14 protein-coding genes, 1 other RNA gene and 1 pseudogene are annotated in these 17,359 nt (G+C 54.2%); 4 read left to right on the forward strand and 12 right to left on the reverse strand.

What is annotated here, in order from left to right; genetic code table 11:
• Positions 1-401: 401 nt before the first annotated feature.
• On the forward strand, positions 402-1,262 hold the full coding sequence (locus tag J2S20_RS11620) for a tRNA 2-thiocytidine biosynthesis TtcA family protein (RefSeq protein ID WP_106612928.1): 861 nt from the start codon (positions 402-404) through the stop codon (positions 1,260-1,262).
• Between the two features lie 48 nt (positions 1,263-1,310).
• Here the strand turns inward: J2S20_RS11620 and J2S20_RS11625 are convergent, their stop codons facing one another.
• The 8 genes and pseudogenes from J2S20_RS11625 to tadA form a co-directional block, all read right to left on the reverse strand.
• The gene (locus tag J2S20_RS11625) at positions 1,311-2,051 is read right to left on the reverse strand and encodes a CvpA family protein (RefSeq protein WP_307255496.1); all 741 of its coding nucleotides are present in this window, start codon (positions 2,049-2,051) and stop codon (positions 1,311-1,313) included.
• Positions 2,052-2,078: 27 nt separating this feature from the next.
• A complete protein-coding gene (locus J2S20_RS11630) occupies positions 2,079-4,349 on the reverse strand; it encodes a tetratricopeptide repeat protein (protein ID WP_307255497.1) in 2,271 nt (756 codons plus the stop codon).
• A gap of 23 nt (positions 4,350-4,372) precedes the next feature.
• Positions 4,373-4,969 (reverse strand): recombination mediator RecR, encoded by a 597-nt coding sequence (gene recR / locus J2S20_RS11635; protein WP_307255498.1) that lies wholly within the window; start codon positions 4,967-4,969, stop codon positions 4,373-4,375.
• A gap of 9 nt (positions 4,970-4,978) precedes the next feature.
• Positions 4,979-5,326 (reverse strand): YbaB/EbfC family nucleoid-associated protein, encoded by a 348-nt coding sequence (locus J2S20_RS11640; RefSeq protein ID WP_106612932.1) that lies wholly within the window; start codon positions 5,324-5,326, stop codon positions 4,979-4,981.
• Positions 5,327-5,382: 56 nt separating this feature from the next.
• Positions 5,383-6,978, reverse strand: coding sequence for a DNA polymerase III subunit gamma/tau (gene dnaX / locus J2S20_RS11645; RefSeq protein ID WP_307255499.1), 1,596 nt, complete (start codon positions 6,976-6,978; stop codon positions 5,383-5,385).
• A gap of 9 nt (positions 6,979-6,987) precedes the next feature.
• The gene (locus tag J2S20_RS11650; RefSeq protein WP_307255500.1) at positions 6,988-8,139 is read right to left on the reverse strand and encodes a 6-phosphofructokinase; all 1,152 of its coding nucleotides are present in this window, start codon (positions 8,137-8,139) and stop codon (positions 6,988-6,990) included.
• Positions 8,140-8,278: 139 nt separating this feature from the next.
• An RNA gene (gene ffs / locus J2S20_RS11655) (signal recognition particle sRNA large type) lies at positions 8,279-8,542 on the reverse strand.
• A 32-nt stretch (positions 8,543-8,574) separates the two neighbouring features.
• Positions 8,575-9,042: pseudogene (tadA, locus tag J2S20_RS11660) on the reverse strand (tRNA adenosine(34) deaminase TadA); the annotation flags it as partial.
• 150 nt (positions 9,043-9,192) lie between these two features.
• Here tadA and J2S20_RS11665 point away from each other — a divergent pair.
• A complete protein-coding gene (locus J2S20_RS11665; RefSeq protein ID WP_106612936.1) occupies positions 9,193-9,891 on the forward strand; it encodes a response regulator transcription factor in 699 nt (232 codons plus the stop codon).
• A gap of 10 nt (positions 9,892-9,901) precedes the next feature.
• Positions 9,902-12,202: a sensor histidine kinase gene (locus tag J2S20_RS11670; RefSeq protein WP_307255504.1), complete on the forward strand. Its 2,301-nt coding sequence runs from the start codon at positions 9,902-9,904 to the stop codon at positions 12,200-12,202.
• Positions 12,203-12,280: 78 nt separating this feature from the next.
• Here the strand turns inward: J2S20_RS11670 and J2S20_RS11675 are convergent, their stop codons facing one another.
• The 4 genes from J2S20_RS11675 to J2S20_RS11690 are packed head-to-tail and all read right to left on the reverse strand — an operon-like array spanning position 12,281 to position 16,627.
• Positions 12,281-13,300 carry an MBL fold metallo-hydrolase gene (locus J2S20_RS11675; RefSeq protein ID WP_307255505.1) on the reverse strand — a complete coding sequence of 340 codons (1,020 nt, stop codon included), beginning with the start codon at positions 13,298-13,300 and terminating at the stop codon, positions 12,281-12,283.
• Position 13,301: 1 nt separating this feature from the next.
• Positions 13,302-14,243 (reverse strand): ROK family glucokinase, encoded by a 942-nt coding sequence (locus tag J2S20_RS11680; protein WP_307255506.1) that lies wholly within the window; start codon positions 14,241-14,243, stop codon positions 13,302-13,304.
• 29 nt (positions 14,244-14,272) lie between these two features.
• Positions 14,273-15,514 carry a DUF5711 family protein gene (locus J2S20_RS11685; RefSeq protein WP_307255507.1) on the reverse strand — a complete coding sequence of 414 codons (1,242 nt, stop codon included), beginning with the start codon at positions 15,512-15,514 and terminating at the stop codon, positions 14,273-14,275.
• A gap of 12 nt (positions 15,515-15,526) precedes the next feature.
• On the reverse strand, positions 15,527-16,627 hold the full coding sequence (locus tag J2S20_RS11690; RefSeq protein ID WP_106612941.1) for a hypothetical protein: 1,101 nt from the start codon (positions 16,625-16,627) through the stop codon (positions 15,527-15,529).
• An 85-nt stretch (positions 16,628-16,712) separates the two neighbouring features.
• On the opposite strand from J2S20_RS11690, the gene J2S20_RS11695 reads away from it, so the two are divergent.
• On the forward strand, positions 16,713-16,979 hold the full coding sequence (locus J2S20_RS11695) for a hypothetical protein (protein WP_307255508.1): 267 nt from the start codon (positions 16,713-16,715) through the stop codon (positions 16,977-16,979).
• Positions 16,980-17,359: the final 380 nt, after the last annotated feature.

The raw sequence follows: 17,359 nt of genomic DNA on the forward strand, positions 1-17,359 counted from the left end.
GAACTCTCTGTTTTAAGTTCTCTCCGGTTCAGATAACGTTGACTTTTCTCAGTTATCTTACCCGTTTTACTTGGTTTGGTTCTTCTTTTGAAATTCTTTTTAGAATTTTCAGGGTTGTGTGTACTGTCTGATCTTTGATTTTCAAGGTTCTGTGCCGCGCCTCGCTCGGAGCGACTAGGACATATTATCACTGCTCTACGGGGCTGTCAACTCTTTTTTCAGGAAAGTTGAGAAAAGCATGGAGAAGCAGACGACTGTGCAGGCAGTGTCTGTCCCCTCCTCCGCTTGCGCCCCCAAAAGCAACGTGCTAGAATAAGAAATCTCTTTCATAAAACATTTCATAAAACAGCAGAAACGAACCATTCTATATAATATATAAACGAAACGGAGCACTTTTTCCCATGAGTCGAGAGCTTGCACCATATCAAATTGCGGAACGCAGCATCATCAAAAAATATCGCAAGACACTGTGGAACCCCTTCATTGCCGCGGTGAAACGCTATGAGCTGATACAGGCCGGCGACCGCGTCGCAGTCTGTATCTCCGGAGGCAAGGACTCCATGCTGCTCGCAAAGCTGATGCAGGAGCTGGAACGCCACAGCGATGTCCCCTTTGAGACTGTGTACCTTGTCATGGATCCCGGCTACAACGCAGAAAACCGCGCTAAGATCGAGAGCAACGCCGCACGCCTTCACATTCCCATCACCATCTTCAACACAGAGATCTTCGACGTGGCAAACCGTGCAACGGAGCACCCCTGTTATCTCTGCGCCCGCATGCGACGCGGTTACCTGTATAAAAAGGCGCGTGAGCTCGGCTGCAACAAGATCGCTCTGGGACACCATCTGAACGACGTGATCGAAACCACTGTGATGGCCATGTTCTACAGTTCCCAGCTACAGGGAATGATGCCGAAGCTCCACAGCAAGAACTTTCCCGGAATGGAACTGATCCGCCCAATGTACTGCATTAATGAGGCAGATATCATAGCCTGGCGGCGCTATAACCAGCTCGAATTTATCCAGTGTGCCTGTCGCTTTACTGAGAGCTGCGAGGCACAGGGAGAGGAGGGCGGTCTCAGCAAGCGCAAAGAAATTAAAAATCTCCTTCTTCTGTTGAAGAAGGAGAATCCCGATATCGAAAAAAGCATTTTTAACGCTCTGCACGCCGTCTGCATCGAAACCTTTCCCGGCTGGAAGGACAGGGTCGGAGAACACAGCTTTCTCGAACTCTATACAAACAGAAACAAGCTGCCCGACTGATTCCTCGGCTTCCTGTCGAAGATCAGATATATCCTTTCCGGCACATCATCAAAACAACATTGTATTCACCAAATCCCGAAGAAAGAAAGCAAGCAGATTGTAGCGATACAGAAAGCTGAGCCAGGCGGAGGACTGCACCAGTTCATAGAGCTTTGATCCAGTCTCCGAGCCCTCAAAAAGTCCCAGTATCATAAATCCAAGCCAGACAAATATCAGAGACTCCACAAAGCCCAGCAGCGCCCCTGCAATCTGGTTCATCCCGTGCACCACCGGCAGCGCTGTCAGGACATCCAGCACACGCAGGCCGAGATGCAGAAGCACCCAGATCGCAAGGAAAAGCAGAGCAAAGCCCAGATAATTGATGATCATCTTTCCCAGATACTCTGCAACATACTGCTGGAACTGCTCCGCCCCGAGACGTTCCCATATCTCCTGCCGGTTGTTCTCACTCAAAATCCGCTGAAAATTCTCCGGAATCTGAAGTCCTCCGATGATCTGTTCCTGATCCTCCCGGCTGTCCATCTGTTCCTGCGTCAGTGCGTCAATCCCGGTGCTCTTCAGAACATAACCCTGTACAGCCTTCTCAAGCCCCGTATGCCTCTGAACAAAATCGGTCACCTTCGGAAGCGCCGTGTGCGCCAGTGCAAGGGTGATGAACAATGCCGTCAGAGAGACAGCCAGCCGCACAAACCCTCTGCTGTGACCATACAGCATCATCCCCACCATAAAAACAGCTATCAGGAGCGCAAACCAGTTGCTGTCCAGCCACGCACTTACGCTCTCAAACATTCAAAAGCCCTCTTTTCCAGCTTCTCATCAGGAGATGAAATCATCCTCCTTCAAAATAAGCATTCCATCCTTATCGTATTTGGGTGAAAACAACCCGCCGAGACGCTTTAACAACGGCGGCTTTTCCGCCCGGTCGGCGACCTCCTCAATCAGTGCCTCGGCATTTTTCCGGGTGAGGCCAATGCCATCCTCCTGCATAATCTCAATGCGCTCATAGAGCGCAAGCATACTCTTTCCCGTAATCACACAGTCGATCTTTTTTGCATAGTCGCTCGCATAGTGCGCGAAAGCATCAATATCCAGCGCCTCCTCCTCATAAGAACGCTCTGCCACAGCATGTGTCTCTGCGGGCTTCACCGCTTCCGTTCTCTTCGTAGGCTTTTCTTCGGGAGCAGACTGTACCACTGTCTCCTCAGTTTTCTCTTCCGGCACAGACCTGCCTGCCGCTGCTCCTGCCAGCCCTGTTTCCGCTTTCTTCTGCTCCGCCGGCTGTACAGCGGCATCGCCATGACAAAGCCCGGCTTCCACCCGGAACACCGTTTTCAGCTGCGGGTACTTCGCCACCAGCCGCGTGAGCTGCAACGGATTGTCCACAAGCAATACACTACGTGTGCCATCCTCCGCCATAAGCAACTCAAGCAGCTCCGCCACGCAGGCCTCCGAGAGATCCCCGGCGCACTCAATGATGAGATCCTTACCTGCGATTCTCTCAGCAGAAGCCTTCACTCCCCGCAGGGAAAGCTTCTCCGCCCTGATCTTCGCCGCCGGATTTCGAACCCCACTCTCCTCGTGTATCTCCTTCAGTTTCTGTATCGCCGCTGCAAGCCCTTCTTCCTCAGTCCTGCCCTGAATCAGACAGCTGTAATGCAGATGCAGAGAGTCCGCGGGCTCTGCCGCTTCGTTCGCAGATTCTGCTACAGCTTTCTCCTCTTCCATTTTTTCCGCCGGCTCCGGTACGGGCTGTTCCTCTGCCGCTTCTCCCGTATTACGCTGCTTCAGATCCGGGAGAATGCGGGTTGCTTCAAGAGCCTCCTGTGCTTCCTTCTCTGCAGCTGCATTCTCTGTCTTTGGAAGTTTGGGAAGAACGCGGGTAATGTCGTCCACCACGCTGGGCTTTTCCGAATCCGCTGTCGCGGCATGCTCCTCCTTGGCCGGCTGTTCAACAGCTTCCGCAGCGGAAGATATCTCCGCCGCAGCTTCTGTCTCTACCTGTTTCTGTTCTGCTGCTTCAGCCTCTGCCTTTTTCTGTTCCGCAGCTTCAGCCTCTGCCGCAGCTGCAAGCTTTCTCTCCACCTCAGCGAGACGCTCCTCTTCACTCTGCTGCTCCTCACGGCGCCTCTGGCTCGCACTGACCGCTGCCAGTGCCGCTATTGTCTGCCTCTGATCGCGCTCCTCTGCTTCTCTGACAGCATTTTCTTCCGCTTCAAGCTGAGAGAGATGCGCCTCTATCTCTGCATCAATCTCACGCTGTGCTCTGGCCGCACGCTCCGCCGCCTCCTCGCTCTGCTCTGCAGAGAGCGTCTCCGGCACCGCGTCAGCCACACACTCCGTATCTGCCTGCAGTTCTTCCATCCCCTCCTGCGGCTCCGGGATCTCATGCTGCACTTCCACTTCCGACTGCGCCAGCGGCTCTGTCGCAAGCTCTGAGCGCTCCTCAAGTGCCCTGAGCCGCGCCGTATACTCCTCCCGATGATCGAGAAGATTCTGCTGGTACTCTGTCAGCGGCTGCTCCTCTCTCTCCGTCTTGAGCAGCATGGCCTTCTCCACCCACTCACCGGTTCCAAAGAGCAGAGTAATTCTGTCGCAGAGCTCCACGCACTCCTCGTGGCGTCCGGCTGCATGGTAAAGCTCCGCCAGCTCATACATCAATGGCTCATCCAGCTCAAGCTCCACATAGCGTTCCAGCGGTGGAATCTTTTGAGCCGGAGCAGCGCCCTTTGCGCTCAGAATCTGATAGCGCAGCACATACTGACGCGGATCCTCCGGCGCGAGATCCAGAAATTCTCTGTAATAGCGCTCCGCCTCTGCAATGTCATTGTCCTTAAGCGCAAGCTCCAGAAGCTTTACCAGCAAGCCACGCCCCATCGGTGCACGCTCAAAGGCGAGGAGCATGATCTCTTTCGCTTCTCTGTACTCACCGTTTTTTTCATAAATCTCCGAGACCCGGGCGAGCTGACTCACATTTGTCACCCTCCGCCAGTCAATCTTATCTGCGATCTTCATTGCTGTCGCATAGTCCCCGAGCTCCGCCTGCTTCTGCATCTGCTCTGCCTTGATACTGAACTCACGCTTGTCCATTTATTTTCCTCTTTCCATTGCTCCTACAGCTCGGTTCTGCCCTCCAGCGCTCGCAGCAGAGTCACCTCGTCAATATACTCAAGATCGCCGCCAACCGGCACACCGCTTGCAATCCTGGACACCCGTATGCCCGTCGGCTTGACGAGCTTCGCAATATACATCGCCGTGGTCTCTCCCTCAAGACTGGAATTGGTCGCTATAATCACCTCGTCGACATCGCCCTCAAGCCTCTGCATCAGCTCCTTCAGACGTATATCCGCAGGCCCTATGCCAAGCATAGGGGAGATCGCGCCGTGCAGCACATGATAGACGCCCTCATACTTTCCCGTCTTCTCATAAGCCGCAAGATCCCGCGTGTTTTCAACCACCATGATTTGATGATGATTTCGAGCTGGACTCTTGCAGATTGGGCACAGCTCATCATCCGTCAGGGTGCAGCACTCCCTGCAGTAACGAATGTTCTGCTTCGCACTGCGCATTGCCTCCGTCAGCTGCAAAACCCGCTCCTCCGGCATATTAATAATATGAAACGCCAGACGCTGCGCACTCTTCCTGCCAACGCCCGGCAGTGCTGAGAGCTCCTCGATCAGCTTTGTGATCTGTTTGCTGTAATAATCCATGGTACTTCGTTAAAAGGGCAGGCTTCCGCCAAGTCCGCCGGTCAGCTTTCCCATCATCGCCTGATTCTCTGCCTCCATCTGACGCAGCGCCTCATTCGCCGCCGCCATGATCATATCCTGAAGCAGCTCAACATCATCCGGATCCACCGCCTCGGGCGCGATCTCCACCTTTGTGAGCTCACGCTTCCCGGAGACAGTGACGCTCACTGCGCCGCCGCCCGCTGCCGCGGTAAATTCTTTTGTCTCAAACTCCTGTGCCTGCTCCGCCATCTGCCGCTGCATCTTCTGTGCCTGCTTCATCAGATTGCTCATATTACCCGGGATACCTCCGCCCGGAAAGCCGCCGTGTCTTGCCATATCGCCTTGCCTCCACCTGTTTTCTGAATTTTGATTACCTTGTCATGCTCTGCTGTTCAACCCTGTGAACTGCCGCGCTCTGTCTCGATCGGAAAATCCACGATCTCCCTCAGCTCCTCTGCGCTCACTGTGTAGCTGTTCGCCGCCTCCATACCCACGCGCGCACGGGTTCGGAAGCTGATCTCCTTCTGATAATGCTCTGCCACATATTGCGAGAGCAGCTCCAGCGCCCCATCCAGTCCGCCAAAGCGCTGCACACCTGCATTCGGAAAAACGATGCACATGGCCCCCGGCCCGGCCGGCTCCACAGAGCTCCCCTGCAGCGCCGCTCCGTAGGCCCCGCCAATGGACGCAGTGATCTTGCCCCAGTCGGTCCGTATCGCCATAAAATCCTCATACTCCGCCTTGGGCAGAGCAATAGTCTTTGGTTCCGCAGGTTTCTTCTCTGCGGAGGTCTCCGGAGCAGCAGTCTGTACCATTCGGATCCCCTCCGCCTTCAGCGTCTTCAGCTCCCGCTCCAGCGCCGCGACACGTTCCAAAAGTGCATCATTTGTATCGTCCATTTCCGGCGCCGTGAGCCGAATCAGCGTGAGCTCCGTCATTACCCGCTTCTGAGAAGAGAAGCGCAGCCGGTTAGAGAGCTCCGAGAGCACCCGGATATAACGCATCAGCACTGCTGTAGAGGCCTCTGCCGCATCTTTTTTCATGAGCTCCAGCTTCTCACCCGAACTGTCTATCATCCCCTCCGCATGTTCTGCGGTCTTCAAAATAAGAAGATTTCGAAGATACCAGAGAAAATCATTGACAAACTGGCTGAGCTCGCTGCCCTCCTCAAAGGCTCTGTCCAATATACAGAGCGCCTCTCCGCCCCGCCCTCCGGACAAAGCGGAAAAGAGCTTCGCGTAGGTCGCAACATCCACCGCGCCCAGAATCTCCAGCACCTCATCGTAGCTCAGCTCCTCATCGGGATGAAAGGCCACACACTCGTCCAAAAGGCTCAGCGCATCACGCATCGCCCCATCTGCCTGCCGGGCAATGTAGTCGATCGCGCGTTCCTCGATCTGGATCTGCTCTGCTGCCGTGAGCTCCTTAAGCCGCCCGGCGATGATTTCTGCCGTGATGCGATGGAAATCATAGCGCTGACAGCGGGAGAGCACCGTCACCGGAATCTTGTGCGCCTCCGTGGTCGCGAGAATGAAAATCACATAAGCCGGCGGCTCCTCCAGCGTCTTTAGGAGTGCATTGAAGGCTCCTGTGGACAGCATGTGCACTTCATCAATGATAAAGACACGGTAGTGTCCCTCCGTCGGCGGATACTGCACCTGCTCTCGGATATCGCGGATATTGTCGACACCGTTATTGGAGGCCGCGTCGATCTCCTGAACATTCATGGACTGCTCTTCTGCAATTGCGCGGCACATCGCACACTCACCACAGGGATTCCCGTTGATCGGGTGCTCACAGTTCACCGCCCTGGCCAGAATTTTGGCAACACTGGTCTTACCGGTGCCGCGGGTGCCGCAGAAGAGATAGGCATGCCCCACTCTGCCGGAGATAATCTGATTTTTAAGAGTCGTGCAAATGGCGTCCTGCCCCTTTACTTCCTCAAAGGTTCTGGGACGCCATTTGCGGTATAGTGCCACATAAGACATCGCTTTTCCTTACCTGTCTCCGAAAGAAAGTCCCAGAAGCCGCGCCTCCTCGACCAGCGAAGAGTTCGGATCCACCATCTTCAACTTCCCGGCTGACTCCTCCAACGGTATGCTCGTCACCTCGTTATTTTTCACCACAACCATGCGACCAAAGCGTCCCTCCCGGATGAGCTTCGCGGCACGCGCTCCCAGCCGTGACGAGAGCACGCGGTCGTAGGGGTTCGGCGTTCCGCCCCGCTGCATGTGCCCGGGTACGGTGACGCGCACCTCCTGTCCCGTGATCTCTGAAATCCGGGCAGCGAGCTCATAGGCCACAGAGGGGTGCTTCCGGTCGGCGATTCTGCTCTTTAGTTCCTTTTTGCTGAGTCCGGCAAGCTCCTTTGAAATGGCTCCCTCTGCCACCGCAATAATAGAGAACTTACTGCCGGTCTGCTCCCGCCTCTTCAGCGCGGAAACCACCGCATTGATATCATAGGGAATTTCCGGAATGAGGATAATGTCGGCGCCGCCCGCAATGCCTGCGTAGAGCGTAAGCCAGCCTACCTTGTGTCCCATAACTTCCACAATAAAGACCCTGCCGTGCGAGGCCGCCGTCGTGTGAATACAGTCAATCGCATCTGCTGCGACCTCCGCTGCACTCTGAAAACCGAAGGTCTCATCCGTTCCATACAGATCATTGTCTATGGTCTTTGGAAGCGCAATGATATTCAGCCCCTCCTCACGCAGAAGGTTCGCGGTTTTCTGACTGCCGTTCCCTCCCAGCACACAGAGGCAGTTGAGCTTCAGCCTCCGATAGGTCGCCTTCATCAGCTCTACCCTATTATTACCGTCCTCATCCGGAACAGACATCTGCTTAAAGGGCTGACGGCTTGTTCCGAGCATCGTTCCGCCCCTCGTGAGTATGCCGGAAAAATCGCTCTTCTCCATACGACGGAAATTCCCGTACATCAAACCCCGGTAGCCGTCAAGAAAGCCTATGATCTCTGCCTTCTCATACAGATTGTAGAGCGTCTTTGCGATGCCGCGCAGCGTCGCATTCAGAGCCTGGCAGTCTCCTCCGCTGGTCAGAAGCCCGACACGAATTGTCTCTCCGGGCCCGATCCCGCAGCCTGATTCTGCAACTTTACGGACAGTTTTCTTTGCCTTCTTTCGCTCTGACATCTCATCTCCCCACGCCGCAGGGTCTGATTACGACAGCCCTCAGGAACGTTTATTCCATAAAAGTATACGACAGAATGATTATTTCGGCAATGACAAAGCGGTGGCCCTCCGGCACACCGCTCTCTCTCATCTTTTAAATCCGCACATCCCGCTTTGAATGGGAACCATGAACGTTACCGCGGCAGCAAGCTCGGTGACGGTAATCCCGCATCACCCGTACACATTTACTTAGTGCTGCTGCATTCCTGCCCTGACACGGTTCGCAAAGGTCCGCCGCGCGGGGGCCCTCACGTCAACACCGCTTTCCGCGGGCTGCTCCACAGCTCACACACCCGGGGCGGGATATCACTCCTGCTATGGCGGACTGCAGGTACAGGGAACCGCCGTCTCCCCAGCTGTGCGGAATTTCAGTATAATGGGAAGCTTCCGCTTTTGTCAATCCCGCACAGCTTTTTTTCTGGCCTCCCGGAGCGCGCGAAAGAAGCTCCGCATCAGCTCTGCGCACTCTTCTCCAAGCAGCCCTTCCTCTACTTCCACCTGATGATTAAAGCCCTCTACATGCATGAGATCCACCACCGATCCCGCACTCCCCGCCTTCGGATTCCGGCAGGCAAAGACCACCCGCGGGATTCTTGCCTGCACAATGGCTCCCGCACACATGGGGCAGGGCTCCAGCGTCACATAGAGTGTGCAATCTTCCAGGCGCCAGTCGCCAAACTTTCGGCAGGCCTTTCGTATCGCAGCAATTTCCGCGTGTGCAAGTGCGCTCCTGTCCGTCATTCTCCTGTTGTAACCGCGGGCATAGACCTTCCCCTCCCGCGCGATCACACAGCCGATCGGAACTTCACCTATGGCCTCAGCTTTCTTCGCCTCTCTCACCGCAGCACGCATCAGCTGTTCATCCGTCATTTCCCGCTCCTTGCCAGATATGTTATAATGAGCTTACAGCAGCAGTGACTGTATCCCTGATACAGACAGAGCAGCGCAATGCTGCATTCTTTCCAATAACCTACTCTATCATAAAGCTTCCGCATAAAAAAGCGAGGAAAAATCATGCAGAAAATACTGGTCTGTGACGACGATCACGAAATTGTAGAGGCAATCAGCATCTACCTCTCCGGAGAGGACTTCGAGGTACTGCGTGCCTACGACGGCTTCGAGGCGTTGAAAATCATGGAGACCACACCGGTAGATCTCCTGATCGTCGACGTCATGATGCCGGGACTGGACGGAATACGCACAACACTGAAGGTGCGTGAAACCAGCTCCATTCCCATCATTATCCTCTCCGCTAAATCCGAGGACAATGATAAAATACTCGGCCTGAACATCGGGGCCGACGACTATCTGACAAAGCCCTTCAACCCGCTTGAGCTGGTTGCCCGGGTGAAGAGTCAGCTCAGGCGCTACACAGAGCTCGGCAATCTCGGCTCCCACGACAGCTCTCAGGTCTACTCCGTCGGTGACCTGCAGATCAACGATGAGACAAAGGAGGTCACAGTCTCCGGAAATTCTGTCCGGCTGACTCCCATTGAGTACAACATACTCCTTCTGCTCGTGCGCAACGCGGGCAAGGTCTTCTCCATCGATGAAATCTATGAGAAAATCTGGAATGAGGAGGCGATCGGCGCAGACAATACGGTCGCGGTTCACATTCGCCACATCCGCGAAAAGATTGAAATCAACCCGCGGGAACCCCGATATCTGAAGGTGGTATGGGGCGTCGGCTACAAGGTAGAAAAGCAGGTCTGAGCAGCCGCCTATGAATAATAAGAAAAAAGAATTGAAAACCAGCTATGCCGGGAGAAAGCGCTTTCTGCTCATTGTTCACGCGCTTGCACTCTGCCTCTTTGTCGCAGGCGTATCCATCGTCTACTGCAATTCCAACTTTAAAAAGGGTATACAATGGCTGAACTCTGAGATCTACGAGGAATCTCCGGCCTTTGACGCACTGTTTGAGTCCGAGGCAACAGAACTCATGCGCTATGTCCGCTACCGCGATGTCTTCGAGTACGGCGGCGAGCTTGATACAGACAATGAGATCTTCGCCTACTCCACAGGCAGTGGTGAGGAAATCATATGGACTGTCAATGATGTCCTGGACTATGCTAAGCTCCACGGTTATTCCTTTGATAATGACTACCGCGTCCTGCACAGCGAGACGGCAGAAGACAATGCGCAGGCGGAGGCCTATCCTGTCACCTGGCGCGCCTACCGCGAGACGGAAAAAGCCTCCGGCCCCGGGACGGCTTTTGTGACGCTGGATGCCATGACCCGCGAGGTCATGACCGCGCTTGGAGATTACTGCCGCAGCGTGGACCGCTACAACAAAGGGAATTCCAACCTCTACTATCTCATTGAGCTGGAGGGACGAAAGGCCTACACCAATCGCGCCGATCTCACGGAAGAGCTGGCACGCTCCCTCGGGAAATATGTCATACTCTCCTCTGAAAGTCCTCTCCCGGACAACAACCTCTCTGAAACCCCTGTCAGGATCCGCGACATGCTTCTGGAGGAGGGTGGTTCCCGCGACACGGATTATCGCGCCATTTTTGTGGTTGATACCAGCTATCCGCTGCGGGATGATTTCTACACGGGTGTCCTGAACTATGCTTCCCAGCGGGATGTCTACGCGGCCGGGTTGCTTCTGATGCTCACCGGCTTTCTTACCATGCTCGTAAGCCTTGCGCGCCTTTTCATGCTTGCCGGGCGCACGAAACCGAAGTCGTCTGAGCTGCAGCTGATGTCCTTCGACCGGCGCATGCCCGAGCTGAACATTCTGAACACGCTGCTTCTGATCGGCTTTCTCATCTTTGTCTCAGACAATACCATCGCACGGCTCATCCATATACTGGCACCGGAGCGCTACTGGACATTCTCCGGGGAAATGCTGGTCTATATCATCATTTACCTCTGCGCCTTCCCCTTGGTCTTTTCACTGCTGCGCGCGTGGAAGGCCGGGATACTCTGGGAAAAAAGCTTTGCAAAACAGCTTGCGGAAAACGCGCGTGAATTCTCTCTGAATATTACCTTCGCGCGGCGCATCGCAGTCTACTACTCCGCCTTCGTCGCCGCAAACATTGCGCTTACTGCCGCAATCAGCTCTCTCATACTCACGCGAAACTCCGTGAGCGCCAGACTCCTCGCCTTCACGCTCTTTTTGCTTCTCGCCGTCACAGATATCTGGTTCTTCCAGAAGCTCTACCGGAAGCGGATAGAGAGAGACCGTATTGCGGAGGCAATCGGACAGCTGGACTCCGGCTCTGCGGGGGAGGAGGCACTGCTGGATACCTCGGAATTTCACGGACGGGAAGCCCGTCTTGCCGATACCATTAATAATATCAGTGCAGGTCTGAAGCGGGCGCTGAACGATCAGGTTCGCAGCGAGCGCATGAAGGCAGAACTCATCACCAATGTCTCACATGACATCAAGACACCGCTCACCTCCATCATCAACTATGTGGATCTGATCAAGCGGGCTCACCCTGCCGATCCGAAGATACTGGAGTATGTCAACGTACTGGAGCAGAAGTCACAGCACTTAAAGACGCTGACAGAGGATCTCGTGGAGGCGAGCAAGGCCTCCACAGGCAATGTACAGCTGAACGCCGTGGATATCAACTTTGTCGAGCTGATTGAGCAGACAAACGGGGAGTTCGAGGAGCGCTTCACCGAGCGGAACCTGAGCCTTGTCGCCGAGCTTCCGCGGGAGCTCATTCTGATCCACGCAGACGGGCAGCACCTGTGGCGCGTTCTCGAAAATCTCTATAACAATGCATTCAAGTATGCCGCGGAGGGCTCACGCGTCTATGTCAATGTAGTGCGTGCGGGAGGCCGGGTAAAATTCACCATAAAAAATATCTCCGCACGGCCCTTGAATATCAGTCCGGAGGAGCTGACAGAGCGCTTTGTGCGCGGAGACGATTCCCGCACCACGGATGGCAGCGGGCTGGGACTCTCCATTGCAAAATCCCTGACTGAGCTCCAGCACGGCAGCTTTGATATTGTCATCGATGGCGACTACTTTAAGGCCAGTATAGGCTTTGATATTGTAGTTTCGTGAAACAAATTGATGAATAACAAAAAACAGAGCCTGAATCCTCAGATTTTCAGATCTGAAGATTCAGGCTCTGTCTGAAATTTACACCGCACGCCACATGGAAACCCCATCCGTCATCTCCTCATGCAGGAGATGGCGTTTTTTCATATAGTTCAGACAGGCGCGGGTCTTAAACCAGATAAGTATGCAAGAGCGTCGCTCATTGTCGCTCAGCTCTTTGCCATAGCGTCCATAGGTGCGCATCGCAATTCCGCGTATGCTCAGAGGCTGCTCAGAGTGACGCAGGATATCATACATGATGGAGCATTTATCCAGATAGCTCTGCACAACTGCATCCACCTCTGCCGTCGGATTTCGAAATGGCCTCCCATGCCCGGGAATAAAAAGACAGCCCCCATAGAGATGCTTGACATCCCGCATAGAATTCAGATACTCATCGAGCCCTTCCGGATAGTTCCCCGCATCCCCGACAATTGGAGTGATCCCATGCACCAGCTGATCTCCACTGAACAACAGCTTCTTTGTCCTGTCCCAGAGGCCAATCTGACCCTGCGTGTGTCCCGGCAAGGGTACCACAGTGAAGCGATATTCTCCGTAGTGCAGCTCCTCTCCCGGAGAAATCGGATCCCATGAGAAGTTCCAGCAGTCCTCAAAGCCGGAAGAAAATTCGTCCGCTGCGCGCCAGAACGCCTCGTAGGTCTCCTGATCCGCCAATTCCAGACCAATCAGGCGGAAAAGCCGGCGCCTCAGCTCCGGGTGCAGCAGCTCGTGATTGATCTGCTCCTCCTCCGTGCTCATATCCACCGGATTGATAAGCACCCTCGCCCCTCTCTCATTCAGGAGCTTTGCCTGACCAACATGGTCTCTGTGCGAATGGGTAATGACACAGTCCAGCTGATGAAATGAAAGCCCCAGCTCCTCCATATCATAAAGCAGCGCCTCACGGCAGCCCGGTGCAATTTCGTCCGGCAATCCAGCATCAACCAGAAGACTGCGGCAGCCCGGCGCTCCCTTCACAAAGCTGTAATTTATTTCACTGACGCCGGGAAAACGAGTAGCGACATTATCCACCCAGAGACCCGGCAATACTTCCTTCAACATTTCACAGCACCAGCCTCACTGCGCCATAAATACCCGCATCATTTCCAAGCTCCGCCAGCACCACCCGCCCACGGTTAGAGGAAATCGCAGTATACATATCATAATACTTTTTAATCTTATCCAACAGGTAGGAGCCGGCCCTGGATACACCGCCGCCTATAATAAAAATCTCCGGATCCACAATCAGGCACAGGTGAGAAATGGCCAGCCCCAGATAGCGCGCGACGGTCTCTATCACCTCATCTGCGAGCGCATCTCCCGCTCTTCCGAGATCACAGACATCCTTTGCGCTGAGCTTCTCTCCCAGCGCTCGCATAGCACTTGCTTCCTCTGACTCTGCGAGCTTCCGCTTCGCCTCCCGGACAATTCCTGTCGCACTCGCTATCTGTTCGAGACAGCCATGTCCGCCGCAGTTGCAGGCCTCTGCCTCCTCATCCCGCACATGAATGTGTCCGATTTCACCGCCGAGGCCATGACGTCCGCTCACAATCTGTCCGCCGAGGATCACCCCTCCACCGACACCGGTTCCAAGCGTCAACATAACCGCGTCCTGCGCGCCCTCGCCGCCGCCCTTCCAGGCCTCTCCGAGCGCGGCCACATTGGCATCATTTCCAATCTCTACGCGCACTCCCTGCAAAAGCTCCGAGAGCTCTCTCGCCGGATAGCGATCCTTCCAGAACAGATTCACACAGACCTCCACATAGCCTGTGGGCTGCACCGGTCCCGGGACATCAAGTCCTACACCTATGACATCCTCCAGCTTGTACGCACCTTTCTCCAGGGTCTTCTGTATCGAGGAAGCGATATCCGGAATGATATTTGCGCCGCCGCTCTCTCTGTCCGTGGGTATCTCCCACTTCTGAATGAGCTCCCCCTCCGGCGAAAAAAATCCAAGCTTCACCGTAGTTCCACCGACATCAACACCTACTGCAATTTTTCCCATCTGCTTATCCCCCATACAGACACTGCCCATCAGCGCAGGCGCACCCGTTTGATATTTGCGGGCCCAGCCATGATATATTCTCCCGGCAGAGCTCCCTGCTCCATATAGATCACAGGAAAGTCCAGCTTTCCATAAAACTTTCTGACTCCGGCGGTATTGTAGATCATCCCCATCGTGGAAGAGTGGATAAAAACTGTATTCCCATCTATGGATGCAAACTGATAGTTATCATCAAAGCACTTCTCCATCACCTTGCCGCCATCCGCTCTGTACAACTCCAGTCGGTAGCGCTCCTGTCCGCCGGAATTGTTCAGAATCAACCCTACATATTTATTATTATAAAAGAGAGAGCGAATCTCATCTGTCTCCCGCACCTCCTTCACCACCTCGGGTGAGGTGAGGTTTCTGGATGAGAAGAAGCACAGTCCTGCGGTTGATGCCGCAAAGGAATAGGTTCCATCCAGATAGTGTACCTCTGCCAGCAGACTGTCTGAAAACTGCTCATCAAAACCACCGACCAGTCGGTTTGGAATATTTTTCCCAATTTCTGAGAAGTCGTAGAAGACCACTCTCCCTTTCAAATCCCCACCGCTCAGATACTCGTAGCCCACCATAAGCCGTGTTCCGTCAGGAGAAAGCGCAAGATCTGTGGGATATCCGTCTCCCGAAAGTATGCTCTTCACCGTGATATCCAGAGATCTCCCGTCTTTTTGAAGAAAAGTGATATAGCTCGCTCCGGCATCCTCCTCAATTACAGCAGTGATCCCATTATCTGCGATCGCCAGCTTTGTCAGCGGTAGTATGGTGGTCGTCTCCCCTATCTTTCCCGCCTCTCCGTAGATACGAATGCTGTTTCCCTGGCAATCAGCAATTGCTGCATAATTCCCGCGGACGCTGACAATCGGCGCTTTCATTTCATAGGTGTCAACCCACTCCTCTGTCCCGCGCCCGGTCAGATAGGTGACTCCATCCTTGGAATACTTCAAGAGACCATTTCCAAAGTGTGCGTAGCCCACCAAACTACCCTGATTCAGATCCTTCTGCCACATCACGGCATAGGAATCATAGCGCATAAAACGCCGAACCAGCTGCAGTGCCAGCAAGATAGCGCCGAACAGCAGGGCGAGCGTCAGCAAAAGCCGGTGCCGTCTGCGTCCCCGCCGCTCCCGCTCTTCCTGAAAAGGCTCACCCGCATATGCGTCCTCTGCGGAGGAACCCCGGGGGGGCAGCGCTCTGATATTATTTGTATTCAGATGCCTTTTTTCAGCCATAGCTCCGCTTCATCAGTCCTGTCTGTTCTTATATTCTTCCATTGCCTCGGAAAGATTGGTTACGGTTCCGGTCTCCATAATTTTCTGAAGCGCGCTGAGTCTTTCCTCTGTCATAAACTCCTTGCCAAGATATACCTCATACTGATCCACAAGGCAGAGCGTCTGCTTCTGCCGCTCCGCACTGATCTCCTGCAAGGTCCGCAGCGTCACTGCGTGACTGCTGGTCAGCTGTTCTATGCGCGGACGGGCATTCTGCGTCAGCTCATCTGTGAGTATATTCTTCGTTACGTTCTCAAAATTATTCAGAGCCTCCTGTTTCTTCGCCGTGGCCTCCTGAATATTCTGACTGATATGCGCAAGTTCATCATCAAAGGACGCAAGGTCATATTTGTCCTCACTCTTGTCGCGGGTGATCTGCCTCGTGATTTTCTTCACCCTGTGCTCGTTCTGCGCGATCTGATCCCAGATATCTCTTCCCTGCTTCAGGAGCTCAAGGTGATGCAGCTTTGAGGTATTACCAATTACGGTGTAGATACCGCCAAAAACCAAAATGTCCGCCACATAAATACCAATCAACACAGGAACACTTCTGAACTTTTCCGGCAGTGCAAGAAAATAAATTCCACAGGGAAGTGCGACAAAAAAAAGCACAATAAAAAGGAGCAGCAGCAGCCACTGCTTCAGCTTGTGCGGAAAATACAACGCATAGTAGAGCTTGGAGCGAAACATCGCCGGTACTTTCTGCTCCCGAAAGCTATCCCGCATCGTCTTCTTCAGAGCCGCAATCTCTTCTAGATGCCCCCGGGTCTCTTCCTTTATGCGTTCCTTTACGCCTGCGCTCTTTGCCTTCTCGCGCCGCGCGCGAACCCGCCTCTGCTCCTCATTTCCCTTTGCAATCTCCGCATCATAGGTACTGCTGATCTCTGCAACCCGCTTCTTTATTGTCAGCTCAATATTGTCCTTCAATGCCTTCTGCTCTGACTCCAGATCCGAGCGGCTCCTCGCCTCATCTGCTTTCAGCTGTTCTTCCTGAGCCCGAAGCTCTGTCACCTTTGCGAGGGTCTCTTTCGCGCCCGCAAAGAATGCGGGGTAATCTGTAATCGGCTGCAGCATATCGTTCCCCTTTCGTTGAACATTATTAGAAAATCGTTTAGAATAACGCTATCAAAAACTCACATGAAACCAACAGGAGGTACTCATGTTCCGCCTATGGGGTAAATGCATCAAAAACAATCGTCTCGTGAGAGATCTCATCATCACCGAAAGCGACTTTCGTAAATCGCGCACCCAAATGGTGCTTGACGCGCTTACCGAGCTGTGCCGCAGCTTTGATCTCGCGGAGCCTATATGGCTTGATGCCAATATAGACGAATTCCGCCGGCTCTCACACACTCGCTTCCGGCAGGACAATTTTATAGAGACGCTGGATTTTGACTACCTTGAAATCCGCGTAATCGAAGAATAACCCCGCACTCCCGTGGCGCCTTTGCGTCACTTCGTGCTCCATGTGAGGCGGGTCATGAAGCCTTATCCCCACTGGCAGGCAAGCCTACCGGGGGGCGTTACTCCCTTTAAGCTCCTTCCATGATTACGCGTTGCTTCGCGCTCCGCGCTCCCGCAACGCTGCCACATTCCGCACTCCCGTGACGCCTTTGCGTCACTTCGTGCTACATGTGGGGCAGGTCATGAAGCTCTATCCTCACTGCCAGGCAAGCCTGCCGGGGGGCGTTACTCCCTTTAAGCTCCTTCCATGATTACGCGTCGCTTCGCGCTCTGCGCTCCCGCAACGCTGCCACATTCCGCACTCCCGTGACGCCTTTGCGTCACTTCGTGCTACATGTGGGG

The organism is Moryella indoligenes (assembly GCF_030812885.1).
Classification (GTDB): domain Bacteria; phylum Bacillota; class Clostridia; order Lachnospirales; family Lachnospiraceae; genus Moryella; species Moryella indoligenes.

Bases quoted from the DNA above. Each gene is read 5' to 3' on its own strand.
- J2S20_RS11620 (WP_106612928.1), top strand. From the start codon at position 402: ATGAGTCGAGAGCTTGCACCATATCAAATTGCGGAACGCAGCATCATC.
- J2S20_RS11625 (WP_307255496.1), bottom strand. From the start codon at position 2,051: ATGTTTGAGAGCGTAAGTGCGTGGCTGGACAGCAACTGGTTTGCGCTC.
- J2S20_RS11630 (WP_307255497.1), bottom strand. From the start codon at position 4,349: ATGGACAAGCGTGAGTTCAGTATCAAGGCAGAGCAGATGCAGAAGCAG.
- recR (WP_307255498.1), bottom strand. From the start codon at position 4,969: ATGGATTATTACAGCAAACAGATCACAAAGCTGATCGAGGAGCTCTCA.
- J2S20_RS11640 (WP_106612932.1), bottom strand. From the start codon at position 5,326: ATGGCAAGACACGGCGGCTTTCCGGGCGGAGGTATCCCGGGTAATATG.
- dnaX (WP_307255499.1), bottom strand. From the start codon at position 6,978: ATGTCTTATGTGGCACTATACCGCAAATGGCGTCCCAGAACCTTTGAG.
- J2S20_RS11650 (WP_307255500.1), bottom strand. From the start codon at position 8,139: ATGTCAGAGCGAAAGAAGGCAAAGAAAACTGTCCGTAAAGTTGCAGAA.
- J2S20_RS11665 (WP_106612936.1), top strand. From the start codon at position 9,193: ATGCAGAAAATACTGGTCTGTGACGACGATCACGAAATTGTAGAGGCA.
- J2S20_RS11670 (WP_307255504.1), top strand. From the start codon at position 9,902: ATGAATAATAAGAAAAAAGAATTGAAAACCAGCTATGCCGGGAGAAAG.
- J2S20_RS11675 (WP_307255505.1), bottom strand. From the start codon at position 13,300: ATGTTGAAGGAAGTATTGCCGGGTCTCTGGGTGGATAATGTCGCTACT.
- J2S20_RS11680 (WP_307255506.1), bottom strand. From the start codon at position 14,243: ATGGGAAAAATTGCAGTAGGTGTTGATGTCGGTGGAACTACGGTGAAG.
- J2S20_RS11685 (WP_307255507.1), bottom strand. From the start codon at position 15,514: ATGGCTGAAAAAAGGCATCTGAATACAAATAATATCAGAGCGCTGCCC.
- J2S20_RS11690 (WP_106612941.1), bottom strand. From the start codon at position 16,627: ATGCTGCAGCCGATTACAGATTACCCCGCATTCTTTGCGGGCGCGAAA.
- J2S20_RS11695 (WP_307255508.1), top strand. From the start codon at position 16,713: ATGTTCCGCCTATGGGGTAAATGCATCAAAAACAATCGTCTCGTGAGA.